We start from the raw sequence: 21,950 nt of genomic DNA, 5'->3' as shown, positions 1-21,950 counted from the left end.
AAAAGGATGGATATCCTGCTAGTCGACGGTTATAACATGATTGGGGCATGGCCTCAGCTGAAAGACCTAAAAGCAAACAGCTTTGAAGAAGCAAGGGACCTTTTGATTCAAAAAATGGCGGAATATCAATCATATACCGGTTTTCGTGTCATAGTTGTCTTTGATGCACATCTTGTCAAAGGGATTGAGAAAAAAAGAATCAATCATCGCGTAGAGGTGATTTTCACAAGGGAAAATGAAACGGCCGACGAACGGATTGAGAAGCTTGCGTCAGATTTAAATAATATTCAAACACAGATCCATGTTGCCACATCCGATTATACTGAGCAGTGGGCAATCTTTGGGCAGGGAGCGCTGCGCAAGTCGGCCAGGGAGCTGCTCAGGGAAGTTGAAGCGATTGAAAGGAAAATCGAAAAGAGGGTGAAAAAAATCACCTCAGAACGTCCTGCCGGGAAAATTCCTTTATCAGAAGATGTCCTGAAGATATTTGAAAAATGGCGGCGGGGCGATTTGGATTAGGTTGACGCTTTTTTGTCCATTACTGTATAATATTTCTATCTACGTGCGGTCGGGGGGATCGGAGTGAACTTACAAAACAACCAGGGAAAATTCAGCAAAGAGCAGTTCAGCAAAGAACAGTTTTGCCAGTTGGAGGACGAGCAGGTCATTGAAATGGTTCATGTCGGAGACAGTGATGCGTTAGATTATTTGATTACAAAATACCGTAATTTTGTAAGGGCAAAAGCAAGATCCTACTTTCTGATTGGGGCTGATCGGGAGGACATCGTTCAGGAAGGCATGATTGGACTCTACAAATCTATCCGCGATTTTAGAGAGGACAAGCTGACTTCATTTAAAGCTTTTGCAGAATTATGCATTACCCGCCAGATTATTACCGCTATAAAAACAGCTACTCGCCAGAAACATATTCCGCTCAATTCTTATGTGTCGCTGGACAAGCCCATTTATGACGAGGAGTCAGACCGGACGCTTCTCGACGTGATTTCAGGAGCCAAGGTCATGAATCCTGAAGAGCTGATCATCAATCAGGAAGAATTCGATGATATCGAGCTGAAAATGGGAGAATTGCTCAGCGATTTGGAAAGAAAAGTTCTTGCGCTCTATCTCGACGGAAGATCCTATCAGGAAATATCTGAAGAATTAAACCGCCATGTAAAATCAATCGATAATGCGCTCCAGCGTGTCAAAAGAAAGCTGGAAAAGTACCTGGAGCTCCGCGAAATCAGCCTGTAGCAGCTGCTTATGGCATATTGACAGTAATTTTAGGACTGTGATATGTTACTTAAGAAATGATAGTCCAGAAAAAGGTGTAAACATGAAGAAAAAAATAACGTTGGCCTGTAAAAATTGCGGGAACCGTAATTATACGACAATGAAAAGCTCCGCAGCTTTGGCTGAACGGCTCGAAGTAAAGAAATACTGCAATAACTGCAATTCACATACAGTACATCTGGAAACAAAATAGGTTTTGTTTTTGGGTTGTGGAGGTTTCTTATATTATGAAATTCTTGAAGAATGTCGGAAAAGAAATGAAAAAGGTCACATGGCCTAAAGGAAAAGACTTAACGCGCTATACGATCACTGTCATCACCACTGTTATCTTTTTCGCCATCTTTTTTGCACTAATCGATTCGGGTATTACGCAATTAATTCGTTTAATAGTTGAATAATGATCAGCATAACGTGTTATAATAGATCTAAATATGACTTGCCAAAAAACCCGTTTTACGGGTTTTTTCATTGTTTCGAAATATGAGGCTCGTATAAAAGAAGTGTCAATTTCCAATAAACTTTTAAGGTGTGGGGAGGGAAGGACTTAAAGAGTCCTGAATGAGAATGGAAAAGAAATGGTATGTTGTTCACACGTACTCCGGCTACGAAAATAAGGTAAAGGCGAATTTGGAAAAACGGGTTGAATCGATGGGAATGCAGGATAAGATTTTCCGCGTCGTTGTGCCTGAGGAAGAAGAGACAGATTTTAAAAACGGCAAGAAAAAGGTTGTCAAAAAGAAGGTATTCCCAGGCTATGTTCTTGTGGAACTGGTCATGACGGACGATTCCTGGTATGTTGTTCGGAATACGCCGGGTGTGACAGGTTTTGTCGGTTCAGCGGGATCTGGTTCAAAACCGACGGCTTTGCTTCCGGGCGAAGCAGAAAGAATTCTGAAGCGAATGGGTCTTGAAGAACGTAAAACAGAAATTGACTTTGAATTGAAAGAAACCGTTAAGGTCATTGACGGTCCGTTCGCTGATTTCACAGGGACGATTGAGGAAATCGACCATGACAAAAATAAGGTCAAAGTATTTGTTAACATGTTCGGAAGAGAGACCCCGGTTGAACTCGAATTTACTCAAGTTGACAAATTGTAATGGAAAAGCGCTTGAAATCACTATATAAAAGTGGTAATATACAAAGGTGCGTCTTGGCAAAATGGCCAAGGCAGCTAGCTTGATATTTTCATCATTCATATAAAGAATGAGACCTTGAGTGGGAGGGTTCACCCTATTACCACATCACGGACTTAAGGAGGTGTGTCTCGTGGCTAAAAAAGTAGTTAAAGTTGTAAAATTGCAAATTCCTGCTGGGAAAGCGAATCCAGCTCCGCCAGTTGGACCTGCATTAGGTCAAGCCGGTGTTAACATCATGGGATTCTGTAAGGAGTTTAACGCTCGTACATCTGACCAGGCTGGTCTTATCATTCCTGTAGAAATTTCGGTTTACGAAGACCGTTCATTTACATTTATTACAAAAACTCCGCCTGCTGCTGTATTGCTTAAAAAAGCGGCTGGGATTGAGTCGGGTTCTGGTGAGCCTAACCGTAATAAAGTCGCAACCGTTAAACGCGATAAAGTACGTGAAATCGCCGAAACAAAAATGCCTGACTTAAATGCGGCAGATGTTGAAGCGGCTATGCGTATGGTTGAAGGAACTGCCCGCAGTATGGGTATTGTGATCGAAGACTAATTTTTTGTTTCTTTGATGGGTTGCGAGTTTGGATCAGACAAGTTCGCAACCCTTATTCGTGGGAGGTTATTCCGCTAAAACCACTAAGGAGGAAATTTTCAAATGGCTAAAAAAGGTAAAAAATACGTCGAAGCTACCAAGCTTGTAGAGCGTACAAAAGCTTACGATGTAAATGAAGCGATTGAGCTTGTGAAGAAAACAAACACAGCTAAATTCGATGCTACTGTTGAAGCGGCATTTCGTTTAGGTGTTGACCCTCGTAAAAACGACCAGCAAATCCGCGGTGCAGTTGTTCTTCCAAACGGAACAGGCAAAACTCAGCGCGTCCTTGTTTTCGCTAAAGGAGAGAAAGCGAAAGAAGCAGAAGCTGCTGGTGCAGACTACGTAGGCGATGTTGATTACATCAACAAAATTCAGCAAGGCTGGTTTGACTTTGATGTCATCGTTGCGACTCCTGACATGATGGGTGAAGTCGGTAAAATCGGACGCGTGCTTGGACCAAAAGGTCTAATGCCAAACCCTAAAACAGGAACAGTTACATTCGAAGTTGAAAAAGCAGTAAAAGAAATCAAAGCCGGTAAAGTTGAATACCGCGTTGATAAAGCAGGGAACATCCATGTTCCAATCGGAAAAGTGTCATTCGAAGAAGGCAAACTTGTTGAAAACTTTGCAACAATGTATGACACAATTTTGAAAGCAAAACCTGCTGCCGCTAAAGGCGTATACGTGAAAAACGTATCTGTTACATCTACAATGGGACCTGGAATCAAAGTGGACCCATCAACTTTCAACGTAAAATAATATTGACTCTTATTATACGTTCTGATATAATTCAAAACGTTGTATAATAAAATATGTCATTTATACCGTAGACAGTAGGTGCCCCCAAGGCTTAATTTCCTACCGAGGTGTATATATATCACAGCTCTTACGTTACGTATGCTTGTATATACAGCCTCCATGTCGAATGGAGGCTTTTTATATGGACCCCGTCGTTCAAGAACGTGATCACCAAACGGTATAAGTGTTACACAGATGAATCTTACAGGAGGTGTAACCATGAGCAGCGCAATTGAAACAAAAAAAGTTGTTGTTGAAGAGATTGCTTCTAAACTGAAAGAAAGTAAATCAACGATCATCGTTGATTATCGCGGCCTTACCGTATCTGAAGTAACAGAACTTCGCAAACAGCTTCGCGAAGCTAACGTTGAGTTCAAAGTTTATAAAAACACAATGACTCGCCGTGCGGTTGAACAAGCTGAACTTGATGGTTTAAACGATTTCTTAACTGGACCGAATGCAATTGCATTCAGTACTGAAGATGTTGTTGCTCCAGCTAAAGTTCTTAACGAGTTTGCTAAAAAGCACGAAGCGCTTGAAATCAAAGCCGGTGTTATCGAAGGCACAGTTTCTACTGTTGAAGAAGTGAAAGCTCTTGCTGAACTTCCATCCCGCGATGGCTTGCTTTCTATGTTGCTTAGCGTACTTCAAGCTCCAGTTCGCAACCTTGCTCTTGCAACTAAAGCTGTTGCAGAACAAAAGGAAGAACAAGGCGCTTAATGTAATCAGTATTTAAAAAATAAACAAAATGGAGGAATTACAAATGGCTTTAAATATCGAAGAAATCATTGCTTCCGTTAAAGAAGCAACTGTACTTGAATTGAACGACTTAGTAAAAGCAATTGAAGAAGAATTTGGCGTAACTGCTGCTGCTCCTGTAGCTGTAGCTGGCGGAGCTGCTGGCGGCGGTGCTGCTGAAGAACAAACTGAATTTGATCTTGTTCTTGCTGGTGCAGGAGACCAAAAAATCAAAGTCATCAAAGTTGTTCGTGAAATCACTGGTCTTGGCTTGAAAGAAGCTAAAGAACTTGTTGACAACACTCCAAAACCTCTTAAAGAAGGTATTGCGAAAGAAGAAGCTGAAGAGCTTAAAGCTAAACTTGAAGAAGTTGGCGCTTCTGTAGAAGTTAAGTAATCTTCACCTAATCTTTAGGGGAAAGCTCGCTTTTAAAAGCGAGCTTTTTCTTTGCTAATTAATTGTAGTCCCTTCCGCATAAGAAAAGCCATCTTGTTTCAAGATATCTGGAGAGTTCACCAACTGAGGAGGTTCTGTGATGACTGACCATTATTATTCGGAAAAACCTTCAGCAAAAAGCAGCAGAAAAACGTGGACATTTCGTTTAAGAAACCGGACGTTTACTTTTATCAGCGACAGCGGGGTCTTTTCAAAAAAAGAGGTTGATTTTGGTTCAAGACTGCTGATTGAAGCTTTCCGTGAACCTGATGCAGAAGGTGATTTTTTGGATGTAGGCTGCGGCTATGGCCCGATTGGTCTTTCGCTTGCTGCGGATTTCGAAGATCGAATGGTTCACATGGTTGATGTCAATGAAAGAGCTGTCGAACTTTCGAAGGAAAACGCGTTAAATAATCAGATCGAAAATGTTGAGGTATACCAAAGCGATCTGTTTTCAAACGTCGAACCTGCAAAAAAATTCGCTTCCATTATTACAAATCCCCCCATACGAGCCGGGAAAAAAACTGTACACGCCATTTTTGAAAAAAGCGCTGAATATTTGCGGCCTTCAGGCGACTTATGGGTCGTCATTCAGAAAAAACAAGGCGGGCCTTCTGCCATTGATAAATTAAAAGAACTTTTTGCGAACGTAGAAGTCGTTCAAAAAAAGAAAGGGTACTATATCATCAAAGCAAAAAAAGTTTGACTCGGATTTTCAGCTATGTTAATATTATAAAATGCCAATGTATATATTTTGCTGACATTTTTAAGAAACGCCTTGGTTTGTATAAAATATACATTTTTGGGAAGACTAATAAAATCGGTATTTTGTTTTTGGATGTGGTTTTCTAATAAGAAACCCTTTTTTCTTTTGTCTTGTAAAAGTATTTCTTACATATTTTTAGGAAGAAATGCTTGTTACACATATATTACGCATGATTTGAGGGGTGAATCAGTTGACAGGTCAACTAGTTCAGTATGGACGACACCGCCAGCGCAGAAGCTATGCACGCATTAGCGAAGTGTTAGAATTACCAAATCTCATTGAAATTCAAACCTCTTCTTATCAGTGGTTTCTTGATGAGGGTCTTAGAGAGATGTTTCAAGACATATCGCCAATTGAGGATTTCACTGGTAACCTCTCTCTGGAATTTATTGATTACAGCTTGGGTGATCCTAAGTATCCGGTAGAAGAATCAAAAGAACGTGATGTAACCTACTCAGCTCCGCTGCGGGTTAAAGTTCGCTTAATCAACAAAGAGACCGGCGAGGTGAAGGATCAGGATGTCTTTATGGGGGATTTCCCTATCATGACAGACACTGGAACCTTTATTATCAACGGTGCAGAACGGGTCATCGTATCTCAGCTCGTTCGTTCTCCAAGTGTATATTTTAGTGGTAAAGTAGACAAAAACGGTAAAAGAGGTTTTACCGCGACTGTCATTCCAAACCGTGGCGCATGGTTAGAATACGAAACTGATGCGAAAGATGTTGTGTATGTACGCATTGATCGCACACGTAAGTTGCCGGTTACGGTTCTTTTGCGTGCTCTTGGCTTCGGATCTGATCAAGAGATCATTGATCTTGTCGGTGAAAATGAGTATTTGCGCAATACGCTTGATAAAGATAACACTGAAAACACCGATAAAGCGCTTCTTGAAATCTACGAGCGTCTTCGTCCTGGAGAACCGCCTACAGTAGAAAACGCAAAAAGCTTGCTTGATTCAAGATTCTTCGATCCGAAAAGATATGATCTTGCAAGTGTAGGACGTTATAAAATTAATAAAAAGCTTCATATCAAAAACCGTCTTTTCAATCAGCGGCTTGCCGAAACGCTTGTCGATCCTGAAACAGGGGAAATCCTTGCCGAAAAAGGCGCGATTTTGGACAGAAGAACACTTGATAAAGTGCTGCCATACTTGGAAAGCGGAATCGGATTTAAAAAGCTTTATCCAAATGGCGGAGTAGTCGAAGATGAAGTGACACTTCAATCTATCAAAATCTACTCACCTACTGATCAAGAAGGCGAGCAGACAATCAATGTGATTGGAAATGCTTTTATCGAGGAAGGCGTTAAAAATATTACACCTTCTGATATTATCTCTTCGATCAGCTATTTCTTTAATCTGCTTCACGGAGTAGGCGATACAGATGATATCGATCATCTAGGAAACCGTCGTCTTCGTTCAGTAGGAGAGCTTCTGCAGAACCAGTTCCGCATCGGTTTAAGCCGAATGGAGCGCGTTGTTCGTGAAAGAATGTCTATTCAGGATACAAACACGATCACACCGCAGCAGCTGATTAATATTCGCCCAGTCATCGCTTCAATTAAAGAGTTTTTCGGAAGCTCACAGCTTTCTCAGTTCATGGATCAGACGAATCCGCTCGCTGAGCTGACGCACAAACGTCGTCTATCAGCGCTTGGACCTGGCGGTTTGACCCGTGAGCGCGCCGGAATGGAAGTGCGTGATGTTCACTACTCCCACTACGGCCGGATGTGTCCGATCGAAACGCCTGAGGGCCCGAACATCGGATTGATCAACTCGCTTTCTTCATTCGCGAAGGTTAACCGTTTCGGTTTTATTGAAACACCGTACCGCCGTGTTGATCCTGAGACAGGAAAAGTAACGCCGAGAATCGACTATTTGACAGCTGATGAAGAAGACAACTATGTTGTTGCACAAGCGAACGCACGCCTTAATGATGACGGCTCATTTGTAGACGACAGCATTGTCGCCCGCTTCAGAGGGGAGAACACTGTTGTTCCTAAAGATCGAGTCGATTACATGGACGTTTCGCCTAAGCAAGTTGTTTCTGCCGCGACTGCATGTATTCCTTTCTTGGAAAACGATGACTCGAACCGCGCCCTGATGGGAGCGAACATGCAGCGTCAGGCTGTGCCGTTGATGCAGCCTGAGTCGCCGGTTGTCGGAACAGGAATGGAATATGTATCTGCGAAAGATTCCGGTGCAGCCGTCATCTGCCGCTATCCGGGAATCGTGGAACGGGTGGAAGCGAAGAATGTATGGGTGCGCCGCTATGAAGAAATCGACGGCCAAAAAGTAAAAGGAAACCTTGATAAATACAGCCTGCTGAAGTTTATTCGTTCCAACCAAGGAACTTGCTATAACCAGCGTCCGATCGTAAGCGTCGGAGACGAGGTTGTAAAAGGTGAAATTTTAGCTGACGGCCCATCTATGGAAAAAGGCGAGCTCGCCCTTGGACGCAACGTCATGGTCGGCTTTATGACATGGGATGGCTACAACTATGAGGATGCCATCATCATGAGCGAACGCCTTGTAAAAGACGACGTTTATACGTCTATCCATATTGAAGAATACGAATCAGAAGCCCGGGATACTAAACTCGGACCTGAAGAGATCACACGCGATATTCCGAACGTTGGTGAGGATGCGCTCCGCAATCTGGATGAACGCGGAATTATCCGTGTCGGTGCTGAAGTAAAAGACGGAGACCTTCTCGTCGGAAAAGTAACGCCAAAAGGTGTTACCGAGCTTACAGCAGAAGAACGTCTGCTTCATGCTATCTTCGGTGAAAAAGCGCGCGAAGTCCGCGATACGTCTCTCCGTGTACCGCACGGCGGCGGAGGTATTATCCTTGACGTGAAAGTCTTCAACCGCGAAGACGGCGATGAACTGCCTCCTGGCGTGAACCAGCTTGTCCGTGTGTATATCGTTCAGAAGCGTAAAATCTCTGAAGGGGACAAAATGGCCGGACGCCACGGTAACAAAGGTGTTATTTCGAAGATTCTTCCTGAAGAAGATATGCCGTATCTGCCTGACGGAACACCGATTGACATCATGTTAAACCCGCTTGGCGTTCCATCCCGTATGAACATCGGGCAGGTATTGGAGCTTCACCTTGGTATGGCTGCACGCCGCCTTGGTCTGCATGTCGCGTCACCGGTATTTGACGGTGCCCGTGAAGAAGACGTGTGGGAAACACTCGAAGAAGCCGGCATGTCAAGAGATGCGAAAACCGTTCTGTATGACGGCCGTACTGGAGAACCATTTGATAACCGGGTTTCCGTGGGAATCATGTATATGATCAAACTGGCCCACATGGTTGACGACAAACTGCATGCCCGTTCAACAGGTCCTTATTCACTCGTTACCCAGCAGCCTCTCGGTGGTAAAGCACAGTTCGGAGGACAGCGCTTTGGTGAGATGGAAGTGTGGGCGCTGGAAGCTTACGGCGCGGCATACACGCTTCAAGAAATTCTTACTGTAAAATCCGATGATGTCGTGGGTCGTGTGAAAACTTACGAAGCCATCGTAAAAGGCGACAACGTTCCAGAACCAGGTGTTCCTGAATCGTTCAAAGTATTAATCAAAGAACTTCAAAGCTTGGGTATGGACGTTAAAATTCTGTCAAGCGATGAAGAAGAAATTGAAATGAGAGACTTGGAAGACGATGAAGATACGAAACAAAACGAAGGTCTTTCTCTGTCAAATGAAGAAGAAACCGAAGAGTTTGTTTCTGCTGATATAGAACGAGATGTCGTGACAAAAGACTAAATAAATTTTTGACGCAAGTGACATGGGTATAACCCGAAGATAAAAAGGGAGGTAGGCCCCTTGCTGGATGTGAACAATTTTGAGTATATGAACATCGGTCTCGCTTCACCTGATAAAATCCGTTCATGGTCTTACGGAGAAGTGAAAAAGCCTGAAACAATCAACTACCGTACTTTGAAACCTGAAAAAGATGGTTTGTTCTGCGAGCGCATTTTCGGTCCTCAAAAGGACTGGGAATGCCATTGCGGGAAGTACAAGCGAGTTCGTTATAAGGGCGTAGTCTGTGACCGTTGTGGAGTTGAAGTAACCCGGGCTAAAGTCCGTCGTGAGAGAATGGGGCATATCGAACTGGCAGCCCCGGTTTCTCACATCTGGTATTTTAAAGGAATCCCAAGCCGCATGGGTCTTGTGCTGGATATGTCTCCGCGTGCATTGGAAGAAGTCATTTACTTCGCTTCTTATGTCGTTACAGATCCGGCAAATACGCCGCTTGAGAAAAAACAGCTTCTTTCTGAAAAAGAATATCGGGCGTATCTTGATAAATACGGCAGTAAGTTTCAAGCTTCTATGGGTGCTGAAGCGATTCATAAGCTTCTTCAGGATATCGATCTCGTAAAAGAAGTGGATATGCTTAAAGAAGAGCTTAAAACGTCTCAAGGACAGCGCCGCACACGTGCGATCAAGCGTCTTGAAGTGCTGGAAGCATTCCGTAACTCCGGAAATAAACCATCTTGGATGATCCTTGATGTTCTTCCGGTCATTCCGCCTGAACTGAGACCAATGGTACAGCTTGACGGAGGACGTTTTGCGACATCTGACCTTAACGATCTTTACCGCCGTGTCATCAACCGTAACAATCGTTTGAAGCGTCTGTTGGATCTTGGAGCGCCAAGCATTATCGTTCAAAACGAGAAGCGCATGCTTCAAGAAGCTGTAGACGCCCTGATCGATAACGGACGAAGAGGCCGTCCTGTAACAGGTCCGGGAAACAGACCGTTAAAATCCCTTTCCCACATGCTGAAAGGTAAACAAGGCCGTTTCCGTCAAAACCTTCTCGGTAAGCGTGTTGACTATTCAGGTCGTTCGGTTATCGTCGTAGGTCCGAACCTGAAAATGTACCAATGCGGTCTGCCGAAAGAAATGGCTTTGGAACTGTTTAAGCCTTTCGTCATGAAAGAGCTTGTAGAAAAAGGTCTTGCCCACAACATAAAGAGTGCGAAGCGTAAAATTGAACGCGTTCAGCCTGAAGTATGGGATGTGCTTGAATCAGTCATCAAGGAACACCCGGTTCTTCTAAACCGTGCACCTACGCTTCACAGACTGGGAATCCAGGCGTTTGAACCAACGCTTGTTGAAGGCCGTGCCATCCGTCTTCACCCGCTTGTATGTACTGCATACAACGCTGACTTCGACGGTGACCAAATGGCGGTTCACGTACCTTTATCTGCCGAGGCGCAAGCTGAAGCGCGCATTCTCATGCTCGCTGCGCAAAACATCCTGAACCCTAAGGACGGAAAACCGGTTGTTACGCCGTCTCAGGATATGGTACTTGGAAACTACTACTTGACGCTTGAACGCCCTGGCGCAGTCGGCGAAGGCATGGTTTTCAAAGATACGGATGAAGCGCTGCTTGCTTATCAAAACGGATATGTTCATTTGCATACGAGAGTGGCCGTTGCGGTTAACTCCTTGAAAAATGAAACATTTACAGAAGAACAGCGTTCCAAGCTGCTCATTACAACTGTAGGAAAACTGATCTTCAACGAAATTCTTCCGCCGTCGTTCCCATACATGAACGAACCGACGAAGAGCAACATTGAAGAAAAAACGCCTGACCGTTTCTTCTTGGATTACGGTACAGATGTTAAAGAAGCCATTAAGAACCAGGAAATCAACGCACCGTTCAAAAAAGGCATCCTTGGTAAAGTCATTGCGGAGATCTTCAAAAGATTCCACATCACAGAAACGTCAAAAATGCTTGACCGCATGAAGAATCTCGGCTTTAAGTATTCAACAAAAGCCGGAATCACGGTCGGTGTTTCCGATATCGTCGTTTTGGATGACAAAAAGAAAATCCTTGAAGAAGCGCAAGGGAAAGTCGATAACGTTCTGAAGCAGTTCAGACGCGGTCTGATCACTGAAGAAGAGCGCTATGAACGCGTTATTTCCATTTGGAGTGCGGCTAAAGATACAATCCAAGGCAAGCTGATGAAGTCCCTGGATGAAGTTAACCCAATCTACATGATGAGTGATTCAGGAGCCCGGGGTAACGCATCAAACTTTACACAGCTTGCGGGTATGCGCGGTCTGATGGCCAACCCGGCCGGACGAATCATCGAACTTCCAATCAAATCAAGCTTCCGTGAAGGTTTAACGGTTCTGGAGTACTTTATCTCCACCCACGGTGCTCGTAAAGGTCTTGCCGATACAGCACTGAAGACAGCTGACTCAGGCTACCTGACACGCCGTCTCGTAGATGTTGCTCAAGATGTTATCATTCGTGAGACAGATTGCGGCACTGACCGGGGAATTCTTGCAGAATCTATCACAGAAGGCACAGAAGTGATCGAGCGTCTTGAAGAACGTCTCATCGGCCGTTTTGCGAGAAAACCAGTTAAACATCCGGAAACCGGCGAAATTCTCGTTAAAGAAAACGAGCTGATCGACGAAGACAAAGCATTAGAAATCGTTGAAGCCGGTATCGAGGAAGTGTGGATCCGTTCTGCATTTACATGTAATACGTCACATGGAGTATGTAAACGATGCTACGGCCGAAACCTGGCAACGGGAACCGATGTTGAAGTCGGAGAAGCGGTCGGAATCATCGCTGCCCAATCCATCGGTGAGCCTGGTACACAGCTGACAATGCGTACCTTCCATACGGGCGGGGTTGCCGGAGACGATATTACACAAGGTTTGCCGCGTATCCAGGAATTATTCGAAGCGCGTAACCCTAAAGGTCAGGCCACGATTTCTGAAATTGACGGTGTCGTAGCTGAAATCAACGAAGTGCGTGATAAACAGCAGGAAATCGTTGTACAGGGTGAAGTTGAAAGCCGTTCATATACGGCCCCATACAACGCCCGCCTAAAAGTATCTGAAGGAGATAAAATCTACCGCGGCCAGGTGCTGACGGAAGGTTCAGTCGATCCGAAAGAGCTTCTGAAAGTAACAGACATCACGACGGTTCAAGAATATCTTCTACATGAAGTGCAGAAGGTTTACCGTATGCAGGGTGTTGAAATCGGGGATAAACACGTCGAGGTTATGGTCCGCCAGATGCTTCGCAAAGTGCGTGTGATCGATGCCGGCGATACAGAAGTACTGCCTGGCACACTTCTCGATATTCATCAGTTTACTCAAGCAAACAAAAAAGTGTTGCTTAAAGGACAACGACCTGCTACAGGCCGTCCGGTGCTGCTCGGTATTACAAAAGCATCTCTTGAAACGGATTCCTTCTTGTCTGCCGCATCATTCCAGGAAACAACACGCGTCCTGACAGATGCAGCAATCAAAGGAAAACGGGATGAGCTTCTCGGTCTGAAAGAGAATGTCATCATCGGTAAGCTTGTTCCGGCTGGAACAGGAATGCTCAACTACCGCAAAGTGAAGCCGGTATTGCAAGTTCAATCTTCGGATGAAATGGTTCCGGCAGAATAAATTTAAAATGTCCTAAAGAAGGATGTCACTAAAAATTGTCATACTGTGTTGACATCCTTCTTTCAGGATGATAATATAACCAAGGTGCTCAATTTAAACCTGTTACTTTGGAGGATGTATGATGTCTTATGATAAAGTATCACAGGCTCAATCCATTATTATCGGTACGAAGCAGACAGTTAAAGCACTCAAACGCAACTCTGTAAAGGAAGTTGTCGTAGCAAAAGACGCAGATCCTTGTCTGACGGCTGGTGTCATTAACCTGGCGAATGAACAAGGCGTTCCCGTCACATTGGCAGAGTCAATGAAAAAGCTCGGCAAAGCTTGCGGAATTGAGGTCGGTGCGGCAGCTGTTGCCATTATTCAATAACGTACTCGTTGTTTTTGCTTCCATGCAAAGGCATTGTTTTTTGCTTTTAAATGAACCACCTGGGTATGTGGGTTATAAAACATGATGAAGGGAGGAATACAACATGCCTACAATTAATCAGTTGATACGCAAGGGACGCGTGAACAAAGTTGAAGCTTCTAAGTCCCCTGCACTTAACAAAGGATACAACAGCTTTAAGAAAGAGCACACTAACGTATCTTCACCACAAAAACGCGGGGTATGTACTCGTGTTGGTACAATGACACCGAAGAAACCGAACTCAGCGCTTCGTAAATATGCCCGTGTTCGCTTAACAAACGGAATCGAGGTTACGGCTTACATTCCTGGTATCGGACACAACCTGCAAGAGCACAGTGTCGTATTGATCCGCGGCGGACGTGTTAAAGACTTACCGGGGGTACGCTACCACATCGTGCGTGGCGCGCTTGATACTGCCGGAGTTGAAAACCGTGCACAAGGCCGTTCAAAATACGGTACAAAACGTCCTAAGAAAAAATAAGTCAGTTTAAATACAAATAAAAGGGTTTTTAAAAGCAAGGAGTTCTGGCAATGCTGATAAAGGCATGAGCTGCGAAATCCCTCTGCTTGTTTAAACCCGTAACAAGAGAAGGGAGGATAATCAGATGCCACGTAAAGGTCCTGTAACAAAAAGAGACGTTTTACCTGATCCGCTTTACAACTCTAAGCTTGTAACTCGTTTGATCAACAAAATGATGATCGACGGTAAAAAAGGTAAAGCTCAAACAATCCTATACAAGTCATTCGATATCATTAAAGAACGTACCGGCAACGATGCAATGGAGGTTTTCGAACAAGCATTGAAAAACATCATGCCAGTACTTGAAGTTAAAGCACGCCGTGTAGGTGGTGCGAACTACCAAGTGCCTGTAGAGGTTCGTCCTGAAAGACGTACGACTCTTGGTCTTCGCTGGTTAGTAAACTACGCTCGTCTTCGCGGAGAAAAAACGATGGAAGAGCGTTTAGCCAACGAAATTCTTGATGCAGCTAACAACACTGGTGCTGCTGTTAAGAAACGTGAAGATACGCATAAGATGGCTGAAGCAAACAAAGCGTTCGCTCACTATCGCTGGTAATCTTGTACGACAAAATATTATTCCCTAAGAAGGAAGGAGAAAAGACCCAATGGCAAGAGAGTTCTCCTTAGAAAAAACTCGTAATATCGGAATCATGGCTCACATCGATGCCGGTAAAACGACGACAACTGAACGTATCTTGTTCTACACAGGCCGTATCCACAAAATTGGTGAAACTCATGAAGGAGCTTCCCAAATGGACTGGATGGAACAGGAACAAGAACGTGGTATCACAATCACATCTGCTGCAACAACTGCACAATGGAAAGGATACCGCGTTAACATCATCGATACACCAGGACACGTAGACTTCACAGTTGAGGTTGAACGTTCCCTGCGCGTACTTGATGGTGCCGTTGCCGTCCTTGACGCACAATCAGGCGTTGAGCCTCAAACAGAAACAGTATGGCGCCAAGCAACAACTTACGGAGTTCCGCGTGTCGTATTTGTCAACAAAATGGACAAAATCGGCGCAGACTTCCTTTACTCTGTAGGTACTTTAAGAGACCGTCTTCAAGCTAACGCCCATGCAATCCAATTGCCAATCGGTGCTGAAGACAACTTCGAAGGTATCATCGACCTTGTAGAAAACGTTGCGTATTTCTACGAAGATGATCTTGGAACTCGTTCTGATGCGAAAGAAATCCCTGAAGAGTACAAAGAACAAGCCGAAGAGCTTCGTAACAGCTTAATTGAAGCTGTCGCAGAGCTTGATGAAGAGCTTATGGAAAAGTACCTCGAAGGTGAAGAAATCACAATCGACGAGTTGAAAGCTGCAATCCGTAAAGGTACTTTGAATGTTGAATTCTATCCAGTACTAGTCGGTTCTGCTTTCAAAAACAAAGGTGTTCAGCTTGTACTTGATGCAGTTCTTGACTACCTTCCTGCACCAACTGATGTTGCTGCAATCAAAGGTGTACGCCCGGAAACTGATGAAGAGATCGTTCGTCATTCTTCTGATGAAGAGCCATTCTCTGCACTTGCATTTAAAGTAATGACTGACCCTTATGTTGGTAAGCTGACGTTCTTCCGTGTGTACTCTGGAACTCTTGATTCCGGTTCATACGTGAAAAACTCAACGAAAGGCAAACGTGAGCGTGTCGGACGTATCTTGCAAATGCATGCCAACAGCCGTGAAGAGATCGCTACTGTTTACGCAGGAGATATCGCAGCTGCTGTAGGCCTAAAAGATACATCTACTGGAGATACTCTATGTGATGAAAAGGATCTTGTAATCCTTGAATCAATGGAATTCCCAGAGCCGGTTATCGATGTAGCGATTGAGCCTAAATCAAAAGCTGACCAAGATAAAATGGGTATCGCTTTAGCTAAACTTGCTGAAGAAGATCCTACATTCCGTACTCAAACAAATCCGGAAACTGGTCAGACGATCATCTCTGGTATGGGTGAACTTCACCTTGATATCATTGTTGACCGTATGAAGCGTGAATTCAAAGTAGAAGCTAACGTAGGTGCTCCTCAAGTTGCGTACCGTGAAACATTCCGTACAGGTGCAAAAGTTGAAGGTAAATTCGTACGTCAATCTGGTGGACGCGGTCAGTTCGGACACGTTTGGATTGAATTCCAACCTAATGAAGAAGGCGCTGGATTTGAATTCGAAAACGCAATTGTCGGTGGTGTTGTTCCTCGTGAATACATCCCAGCCGTACAAGCAGGTCTTGAAGACTCTCTTGAAAATGGTGTCTTAGCAGGATTCCCTCTAATTGACATCAAGGCAAAACTTTTTGATGGATCTTACCATGACGTTGACTCAAACGAAATGGCGTTTAAAGTCGCTGCTTCAATGGCATTGAAAAATGCAGTCAGCAAATGTAACCCTGTTCTTCTTGAACCAATTATGAAAGTTGAAGTTGTTATTCCTGAAGAATACATGGGAGATATCATGGGTGATGTTACTTCTCGTCGCGGACGCGTAGAAGGTATGGAAGCTCGCGGTAACGCACAAGTTGTTCGCGCGATGGTTCCTCTTGCTGAAATGTTCGGTTACGCTACTGCACTTCGTTCTAATACGCAAGGTCGCGGTACGTTCACTATGTTCATGGATCACTACGAAGAAGTACCGAAGAGCATCTCTGAAGAGATCATCAAAAAAAATAAAGGCGAATAATTGATTTTGCCTCTTCATTAAAGTATAACTACTATTGTAAGATGAGAAAGTGAAACAAAGCTTTCACTTTCTATCACTCTATATAATCAAAAATAAACCTTTTTAAGGAGGATTTTCAGAATGGCTAAAGAAAAATTCGACCGTTCCAAATCACATGCCAACATTGGTACAATTGGACACGTTGACCATGGTAAAACTACATTAACAGCTGCTATCACTACAGTACTTCATAAGAAATCTGGTAAAGGTACTGCTATGGCATACGACCAAATCGACGGTGCTCCAGAAGAACGTGAGCGTGGAATCACAATCTCTACTGCGCACGTTGAGTACGAAACTGATACTCGTCACTATGCACACGTTGACTGCCCAGGACACGCTGACTATGTTAAAAACATGATCACTGGTGCTGCGCAAATGGACGGAGCTATCCTTGTTGTTTCTGCTGCTGACGGCCCAATGCCGCAAACTCGTGAGCACATCCTTCTTTCTCGTAACGTAGGTGTGCCTTACATCGTAGTATTCTTGAACAAATGCGACATGGTAGACGACGAAGAGCTTCTTGAACTAGTTGAAATGGAAGTTCGCGATCTTCTTTCTGAGTACGAATTCCCTGGTGATGATGTACCAGTAATCAAAGGTTCTGCTCTTAAAGCTCTTGAAGGTGATGCTGATTACGAAGCTAAAATCTTCGAACTGATGGACGCGGTTGACGAATACATCCCAACTCCAGAACGTGACACTGAAAAGCCATTCATGATGCCAGTTGAGGACGTATTCTCAATCACTGGTCGTGGAACAGTTGCTACTGGACGTGTAGAGCGCGGACAAGTTAAAGTCGGTGACGAAGTTGAAATCATCGGTCTTCAAGAAGAAAACAAGAAAACAACTGTTACAGGTGTTGAAATGTTCCGTAAGCTTCTTGATTATGCTGAAGCTGGTGACAACATCGGTGCACTTCTTCGCGGTGTATCTCGTGAAGATATCCAACGTGGTCAAGTACTTGCTAAACCAGGTACAATCACTCCACACCAAAAATTCAAAGCTGAAGTTTACGTTCTTTCTAAAGAAGAAGGCGGACGTCACACTCCATTCTTCTCTAACTACCGTCCTCAGTTCTACTTCCGTACAACTGACGTAACTGGTATCATTCAGCTTCCTGAAGGCGTAGAAATGGTTATGCCTGGAGACAACATCGAAATGACTGTTGAATTGATTTCAACAATCGCGATCGAAGACGGAACTCGCTTCTCTATCCGTGAAGGCGGACGTACAGTTGGTTCTGGCGTTGTTTCTTCTATCACTGAATAATACTTATAAAATAAAAAAACGAGATCCAGCCGGGTCTCGTTTTTTATGTGCGGTCTGATTCTGGTGTTCTTCTTTTCTAAGAGGGTTTGATACAGGGATTTATTTTCCGGCTGTAAATCCTTGATTAACAATGTCTGAATCTGTATAATAAGAAAAGTGTGCAAAACCGGGTAATATTCAATATTGCCTTGCATTATGCCTATAAATTTTGTATAATAGTGCATGTTGGTCTTTGACTGCGATGAAGTGAGAGGTTGCTGACACACCCGGCCGCTTTGCCATGGCAAGGTGAATCAGGTTTTTCTCACGGAGAACTGTCTAATGTAAGTAGGCGAAAAGGAGGGAAAATAATGGCAAAACAAAAAATTCGTATTCGATTAAAAGCGTATGATCATAGAATCCTTGATCAATCTGCTGAGAAGATTGTTGAAACGGCAAAACGTTCTGGTGCCAGCGTGTCTGGTCCGATTCCGTTGCCAACTGAGAAATCAGTATACACAATTCTTCGTGCGGTGCATAAATACAAAGATTCTCGTGAGCAATTTGAAATGCGTACACATAAACGCTTAATCGACATTGTGAACCCAACACCGCAAACTGTCGATGCTTTAATGCGATTAGATTTACCATCTGGTGTCGATATCGAAATCAAACTTTAATCTAAAATATAGAATGATCTTTATAGGAGGTGTGACGAATGACCAAAGGAATCTTAGGAAGAAAAATTGGTATGACGCAAGTTTTCGCAGAAAACGGTGATCTTATTCCGGTAACTGTTATCGAAGCTGCAGCTAACGTTGTACTTCAAAAGAAAACGGCTGAAAACGAAGGCTATGAAGCGATTCAGATCGGTTTTGACGACAAGCGCGATAAGCTTGCCAACAAGCCGGAAAAAGGCCACGTCGCAAAAGCGGAAACTGCACCTAAGCGCTTCGTTAAAGAATTACGCGGAGTGGAAATGGATGCGTATGAAGTTGGTCAGGAAGTCAAAGTTGATATTTTCTCTAACGGAGAAATCGTAGATGTAACAGGAACATCGAAAGGTAAAGGTTTCCAAGGTGCAATCAAGCGCCACGGACAATCTCGCGGACCTATGTCTCACGGTTCCCGCTACCATCGCCGTCCTGGTTCAATGGGACCGGTAGACCCTAACCGTGTATTCAAAGGAAAGCTATTGCCTGGACGTATGGGCGGAGAGCAAATCACTGTTCAAAACCTTGAAATCGTAAAAGTTGATGCTGAGCGCAATCTTCTTTTAGTTAAAGGAAATGTTCCTGGTGCAAAAAAATCACTAGTCACTATTAAAAGTGCTGTTAAATCTAAATAATTCTCTTAGGAAAGGAGGAAATTGATCATGCCAAAAGTAGCATTATATAACCAAAACGGTTCTACTGCTGGCGATATCGAATTAAACGACTCTGTATTTGGAATCGAGCCAAATGAGAGCGTAGTATTCGACGCTATTTTAATGCAAAGAGCTTCCTTGCGACAAGGAACTCATAAAGTAAAAAATCGTTCTGAAGTTCGTGGCGGAGGTCGCAAACCTTGGCGTCAAAAAGGTACTGGCCGTGCGCGTCAGGGATCTATCCGTTCACCGCAATGGCGCGGAGGTGGTATCGTATTCGGTCCTACACCACGCAGCTATTCTTATAAATTACCGAAAAAAGTTCGCCGCTTGGCAATCAAATCAGCATTGTCTTCAAAAGTGAATGACAACAACTTGATCGTTCTTGAAGATCTTTCTCTTGATACGGTTAAAACAAAAGAAATGGCAGCTGTTATTAAAGGGCTGTCTATCGAGAAAAAAGCTTTAATCGTAACTGCGGATCAAAACGAAACAGTTGCATTATCTGCACGTAATCTTCCTGGAGTTACAGTTGTTGAAGCAAACGGAATCAACGTACTCGATGTTGTCGGTCACGAGAAGCTTGTGATGACGAAAGCAGCGGTTGAAAAAGTAGAGGAGGTGCTTGCATAATGAAAGATCCTCGTGATGTTCTTAAGCGCCCCGTCATTACTGAACGTTCTGCTGATTTAATGGCTGAAAAAAAATATACGTTTGAAGTAGATGTAAGAGCTAATAAAACAGAAGTGAAAGATGCAGTTGAAGAAATCTTTGGAGTGAAAGTTGAAAAAGTCAACATTATGAACTACAAAGGGAAATTCAAACGTGTCGGCCGCTACTCTGGTATGACGAACAAACGCAGAAAAGCAATTGTCAAGCTTACTGCAGACAGTAAAGAAATCGAAATTTTTGAAGCTTAATTACTTGTAAAAAGAAGGAGGGAAATTCAAAATGGCGATTAAAAAGTACAAACCGACCTCTAACGGACGTCGCGGCATGACATCTTCTGATTTTGCTGAAATCACGACAGATCAGCCGGAAAAATCCTTGCTTGCCCCGCTTCACAAAAAAGGCGGACGCAACAACCAAGGTAGATTAACTGTACGTCATCAAGGCGGCGGACATAAACGCCAATACCGCATTATCGACTTCAAACGCGATAAAGATGGTATACCTGGACGCGTTGCTACAGTTGAGTACGACCCAAACCGTTCAGCTAACATTGCTCTAATTAACTATGTAGACGGAGAAAAACGCTACATCCTGGCTCCTAAGGGGCTTCAAGTAGGCACTGAAATCATGTCAGGTCCAGAATCCGACATTAAAGTAGGGAATGCACTGCCACTGATCAACATCCCAGTTGGTACAGTTGTGCACAACATTGAAATGAAACCTGGAAAAGGCGGACAGCTTGTACGTTCAGCTGGTACATCTGCTCAGGTTCTTGGTAAAGAAGGTAAATACGTTCTTGTACGTCTTAACTCTGGTGAAGTTCGCATGATTCTTTCTGCTTGCCGCGCTACAATCGGTCAAGTAGGTAACGAGCAGCACGAACTGATCAACATCGGTAAAGCAGGACGTTCACGCTGGAAAGGCGTTCGCCCTACAGTTCGCGGTTCTGTTATGAACCCTAACGATCACCCGCACGGCGGTGGTGAAGGACGCGCTCCTATCGGACGTAAATCACCTATGTCTCCATGGGGTAAACCAACTCTTGGATTCAAGACTCGTAAGAAAAAGAACAATTCAGATAAATTCATCGTACGTCGTCGCAAAAATAAATAACGGGGTTGTCTACGGTTCATATCGGACCGTAGTGCAATCACGAAGGGAGGTTCCAAAATGGCTCGCAGCTTAAAAAAAGGACCATTTGTCGATGGACATCTAATGACAAAAATCGAGAAATTAAATGAAACGGATAAGAAACAAGTTGTGAAAACTTGGTCTCGCCGTTCCACTATTTTCCCACAATTTATCGGTCACACAATCGCAGTCTATGACGGACGCAAACATGTGCCTGTTTACATCTCTGAAGATATGGTAGGCCACAAGTTGGGTGAATTCGCACCAACTCGTACTTACAAAGGTCATGCTAGTGATGACAAAAAAACAAGACGCTAATGAGAGGAGGCTTTTAAATGCAACAAGCTAAAGCTGTCGCAAGAACAGTCCGTATTGCTCCTCGTAAGGCACGTCTAGTAATGGACCTGATTCGAGGCAAGCAAGTAGGTGAAGCAGTATCGATCTTAAATCTCACGCCAAAAGCTGCTTCCCCGATTATTGAAAAAGTTTTAAAATCTGCTGTCGCTAATGCTGAGCACAACTATGAAATGGATGCAAACAACCTGGTTGTTACTCAAGCTTACGTGAACGAAGGCCCTACGTTGAAAAGATTCCGTCCACGCGCTATGGGACGTGCAAGCCAAATCAACAAACGTACGAGCCACATTACTATCGTTGTATCAGAAAAGAAGGAGGGATAA

The 21,950-nt window shown here is 43.9% G+C and carries 24 protein-coding genes and 1 other annotated feature; all 24 genes read left to right on the top strand.

Features of this window, described 5'->3' with window-relative positions; all coding sequences use genetic code 11:
* The first annotated feature begins 6 nt into the window (after positions 1 to 6).
* The 24 genes from rae1 (at position 7) to rplV (ending at position 21,950) form a co-directional block, all read left to right on the top strand.
* Positions 7 to 519, top strand: a complete 513-nt coding sequence (rae1, locus tag BTA30_RS17555) for a ribosome-dependent mRNA decay endonuclease Rae1/YacP (protein ID WP_076762599.1) — start codon at positions 7 to 9, stop codon at positions 517 to 519.
* 63 nt (positions 520 to 582) lie between these two features.
* A complete protein-coding gene (gene sigH / locus BTA30_RS17550) occupies positions 583 to 1,254 on the top strand; it encodes an RNA polymerase sporulation sigma factor SigH (protein ID WP_026586080.1) in 672 nt (223 codons plus the stop codon).
* A gap of 82 nt (positions 1,255 to 1,336) precedes the next feature.
* Positions 1,337 to 1,486: a 50S ribosomal protein L33 gene (gene rpmG, locus BTA30_RS17545; RefSeq protein WP_006640304.1), complete on the top strand. Its 150-nt coding sequence runs from the start codon at positions 1,337 to 1,339 to the stop codon at positions 1,484 to 1,486.
* Between the two features lie 34 nt (positions 1,487 to 1,520).
* A complete protein-coding gene (secE, locus tag BTA30_RS17540; protein ID WP_076762598.1) occupies positions 1,521 to 1,691 on the top strand; it encodes a preprotein translocase subunit SecE in 171 nt (56 codons plus the stop codon).
* 166 nt (positions 1,692 to 1,857) lie between these two features.
* On the top strand, positions 1,858 to 2,391 hold the full coding sequence (gene nusG, locus BTA30_RS17535) for a transcription termination/antitermination protein NusG (RefSeq protein WP_076762597.1): 534 nt from the start codon (positions 1,858 to 1,860) through the stop codon (positions 2,389 to 2,391).
* A gap of 169 nt (positions 2,392 to 2,560) precedes the next feature.
* Positions 2,561 to 2,986, top strand: a complete 426-nt coding sequence (gene rplK, locus BTA30_RS17530; RefSeq protein WP_003178300.1) for a 50S ribosomal protein L11 — start codon at positions 2,561 to 2,563, stop codon at positions 2,984 to 2,986.
* A 102-nt stretch (positions 2,987 to 3,088) separates the two neighbouring features.
* Positions 3,089 to 3,787, top strand: a complete 699-nt coding sequence (gene rplA / locus BTA30_RS17525) for a 50S ribosomal protein L1 (RefSeq protein WP_076762596.1) — start codon at positions 3,089 to 3,091, stop codon at positions 3,785 to 3,787.
* Between the two features lie 47 nt (positions 3,788 to 3,834).
* Positions 3,835 to 3,976: a sequence feature (ribosomal protein L10 leader region), on the top strand.
* A 69-nt stretch (positions 3,977 to 4,045) separates the two neighbouring features.
* Positions 4,046 to 4,546, top strand: a complete 501-nt coding sequence (rplJ, locus tag BTA30_RS17520; RefSeq protein WP_076762595.1) for a 50S ribosomal protein L10 — start codon at positions 4,046 to 4,048, stop codon at positions 4,544 to 4,546.
* 43 nt (positions 4,547 to 4,589) lie between these two features.
* Positions 4,590 to 4,961: a 50S ribosomal protein L7/L12 gene (rplL, locus tag BTA30_RS17515; protein WP_076762594.1), complete on the top strand. Its 372-nt coding sequence runs from the start codon at positions 4,590 to 4,592 to the stop codon at positions 4,959 to 4,961.
* A 139-nt stretch (positions 4,962 to 5,100) separates the two neighbouring features.
* On the top strand, positions 5,101 to 5,706 hold the full coding sequence (locus BTA30_RS17510) for a class I SAM-dependent methyltransferase (protein WP_076762593.1): 606 nt from the start codon (positions 5,101 to 5,103) through the stop codon (positions 5,704 to 5,706).
* 250 nt (positions 5,707 to 5,956) lie between these two features.
* A complete protein-coding gene (gene rpoB / locus BTA30_RS17505; RefSeq protein ID WP_076762592.1) occupies positions 5,957 to 9,538 on the top strand; it encodes a DNA-directed RNA polymerase subunit beta in 3,582 nt (1,193 codons plus the stop codon).
* 60 nt (positions 9,539 to 9,598) lie between these two features.
* On the top strand, positions 9,599 to 13,198 hold the full coding sequence (gene rpoC, locus BTA30_RS17500; protein WP_076762591.1) for a DNA-directed RNA polymerase subunit beta': 3,600 nt from the start codon (positions 9,599 to 9,601) through the stop codon (positions 13,196 to 13,198).
* Between the two features lie 121 nt (positions 13,199 to 13,319).
* Positions 13,320 to 13,568, top strand: a complete 249-nt coding sequence (locus tag BTA30_RS17495; RefSeq protein WP_076762590.1) for a 50S ribosomal protein L7ae-like protein — start codon at positions 13,320 to 13,322, stop codon at positions 13,566 to 13,568.
* 103 nt (positions 13,569 to 13,671) lie between these two features.
* Positions 13,672 to 14,088, top strand: coding sequence for a 30S ribosomal protein S12 (gene rpsL, locus BTA30_RS17490; RefSeq protein WP_076762589.1), 417 nt, complete (start codon positions 13,672 to 13,674; stop codon positions 14,086 to 14,088).
* Between the two features lie 124 nt (positions 14,089 to 14,212).
* A complete protein-coding gene (gene rpsG / locus BTA30_RS17485; RefSeq protein WP_076762588.1) occupies positions 14,213 to 14,683 on the top strand; it encodes a 30S ribosomal protein S7 in 471 nt (156 codons plus the stop codon).
* A gap of 49 nt (positions 14,684 to 14,732) precedes the next feature.
* Positions 14,733 to 16,811: an elongation factor G gene (gene fusA, locus BTA30_RS17480; protein WP_076762587.1), complete on the top strand. Its 2,079-nt coding sequence runs from the start codon at positions 14,733 to 14,735 to the stop codon at positions 16,809 to 16,811.
* Positions 16,812 to 16,931: 120 nt separating this feature from the next.
* Positions 16,932 to 18,122 carry an elongation factor Tu gene (gene tuf / locus BTA30_RS17475; RefSeq protein ID WP_076762586.1) on the top strand — a complete coding sequence of 397 codons (1,191 nt, stop codon included), beginning with the start codon at positions 16,932 to 16,934 and terminating at the stop codon, positions 18,120 to 18,122.
* A gap of 350 nt (positions 18,123 to 18,472) precedes the next feature.
* Positions 18,473 to 18,781 (top strand): 30S ribosomal protein S10, encoded by a 309-nt coding sequence (rpsJ, locus tag BTA30_RS17470; RefSeq protein WP_003156464.1) that lies wholly within the window; start codon positions 18,473 to 18,475, stop codon positions 18,779 to 18,781.
* Between the two features lie 38 nt (positions 18,782 to 18,819).
* Positions 18,820 to 19,449 (top strand): 50S ribosomal protein L3, encoded by a 630-nt coding sequence (gene rplC, locus BTA30_RS17465; protein ID WP_076762585.1) that lies wholly within the window; start codon positions 18,820 to 18,822, stop codon positions 19,447 to 19,449.
* A gap of 27 nt (positions 19,450 to 19,476) precedes the next feature.
* Entirely contained in the window at positions 19,477 to 20,100 is a 624-nt protein-coding gene (gene rplD, locus BTA30_RS17460) for a 50S ribosomal protein L4 (protein WP_076762584.1), read from the top strand.
* On the top strand, positions 20,100 to 20,387 hold the full coding sequence (gene rplW / locus BTA30_RS17455) for a 50S ribosomal protein L23 (RefSeq protein ID WP_026586066.1): 288 nt from the start codon (positions 20,100 to 20,102) through the stop codon (positions 20,385 to 20,387). The genes rplD and rplW overlap by 1 nt, the downstream gene beginning before the upstream one ends.
* 31 nt (positions 20,388 to 20,418) lie before the next feature.
* Positions 20,419 to 21,252 (top strand): 50S ribosomal protein L2, encoded by an 834-nt coding sequence (gene rplB, locus BTA30_RS17450; protein WP_076762583.1) that lies wholly within the window; start codon positions 20,419 to 20,421, stop codon positions 21,250 to 21,252.
* A gap of 57 nt (positions 21,253 to 21,309) precedes the next feature.
* Positions 21,310 to 21,588, top strand: a complete 279-nt coding sequence (gene rpsS / locus BTA30_RS17445; protein WP_076762582.1) for a 30S ribosomal protein S19 — start codon at positions 21,310 to 21,312, stop codon at positions 21,586 to 21,588.
* A gap of 17 nt (positions 21,589 to 21,605) precedes the next feature.
* Positions 21,606 to 21,950: a 50S ribosomal protein L22 gene (gene rplV, locus BTA30_RS17440; protein ID WP_076762581.1), complete on the top strand. Its 345-nt coding sequence runs from the start codon at positions 21,606 to 21,608 to the stop codon at positions 21,948 to 21,950.

Origin of the sequence: Bacillus swezeyi, assembly GCF_001969815.1 — a bacterium.
Lineage (GTDB): Bacteria > Bacillota > Bacilli > Bacillales > Bacillaceae > Bacillus > Bacillus swezeyi.
The sequence above is the reverse complement of the archived record's forward strand: the minus strand, read 5'-3'. Positions and strand labels throughout refer to the sequence as shown.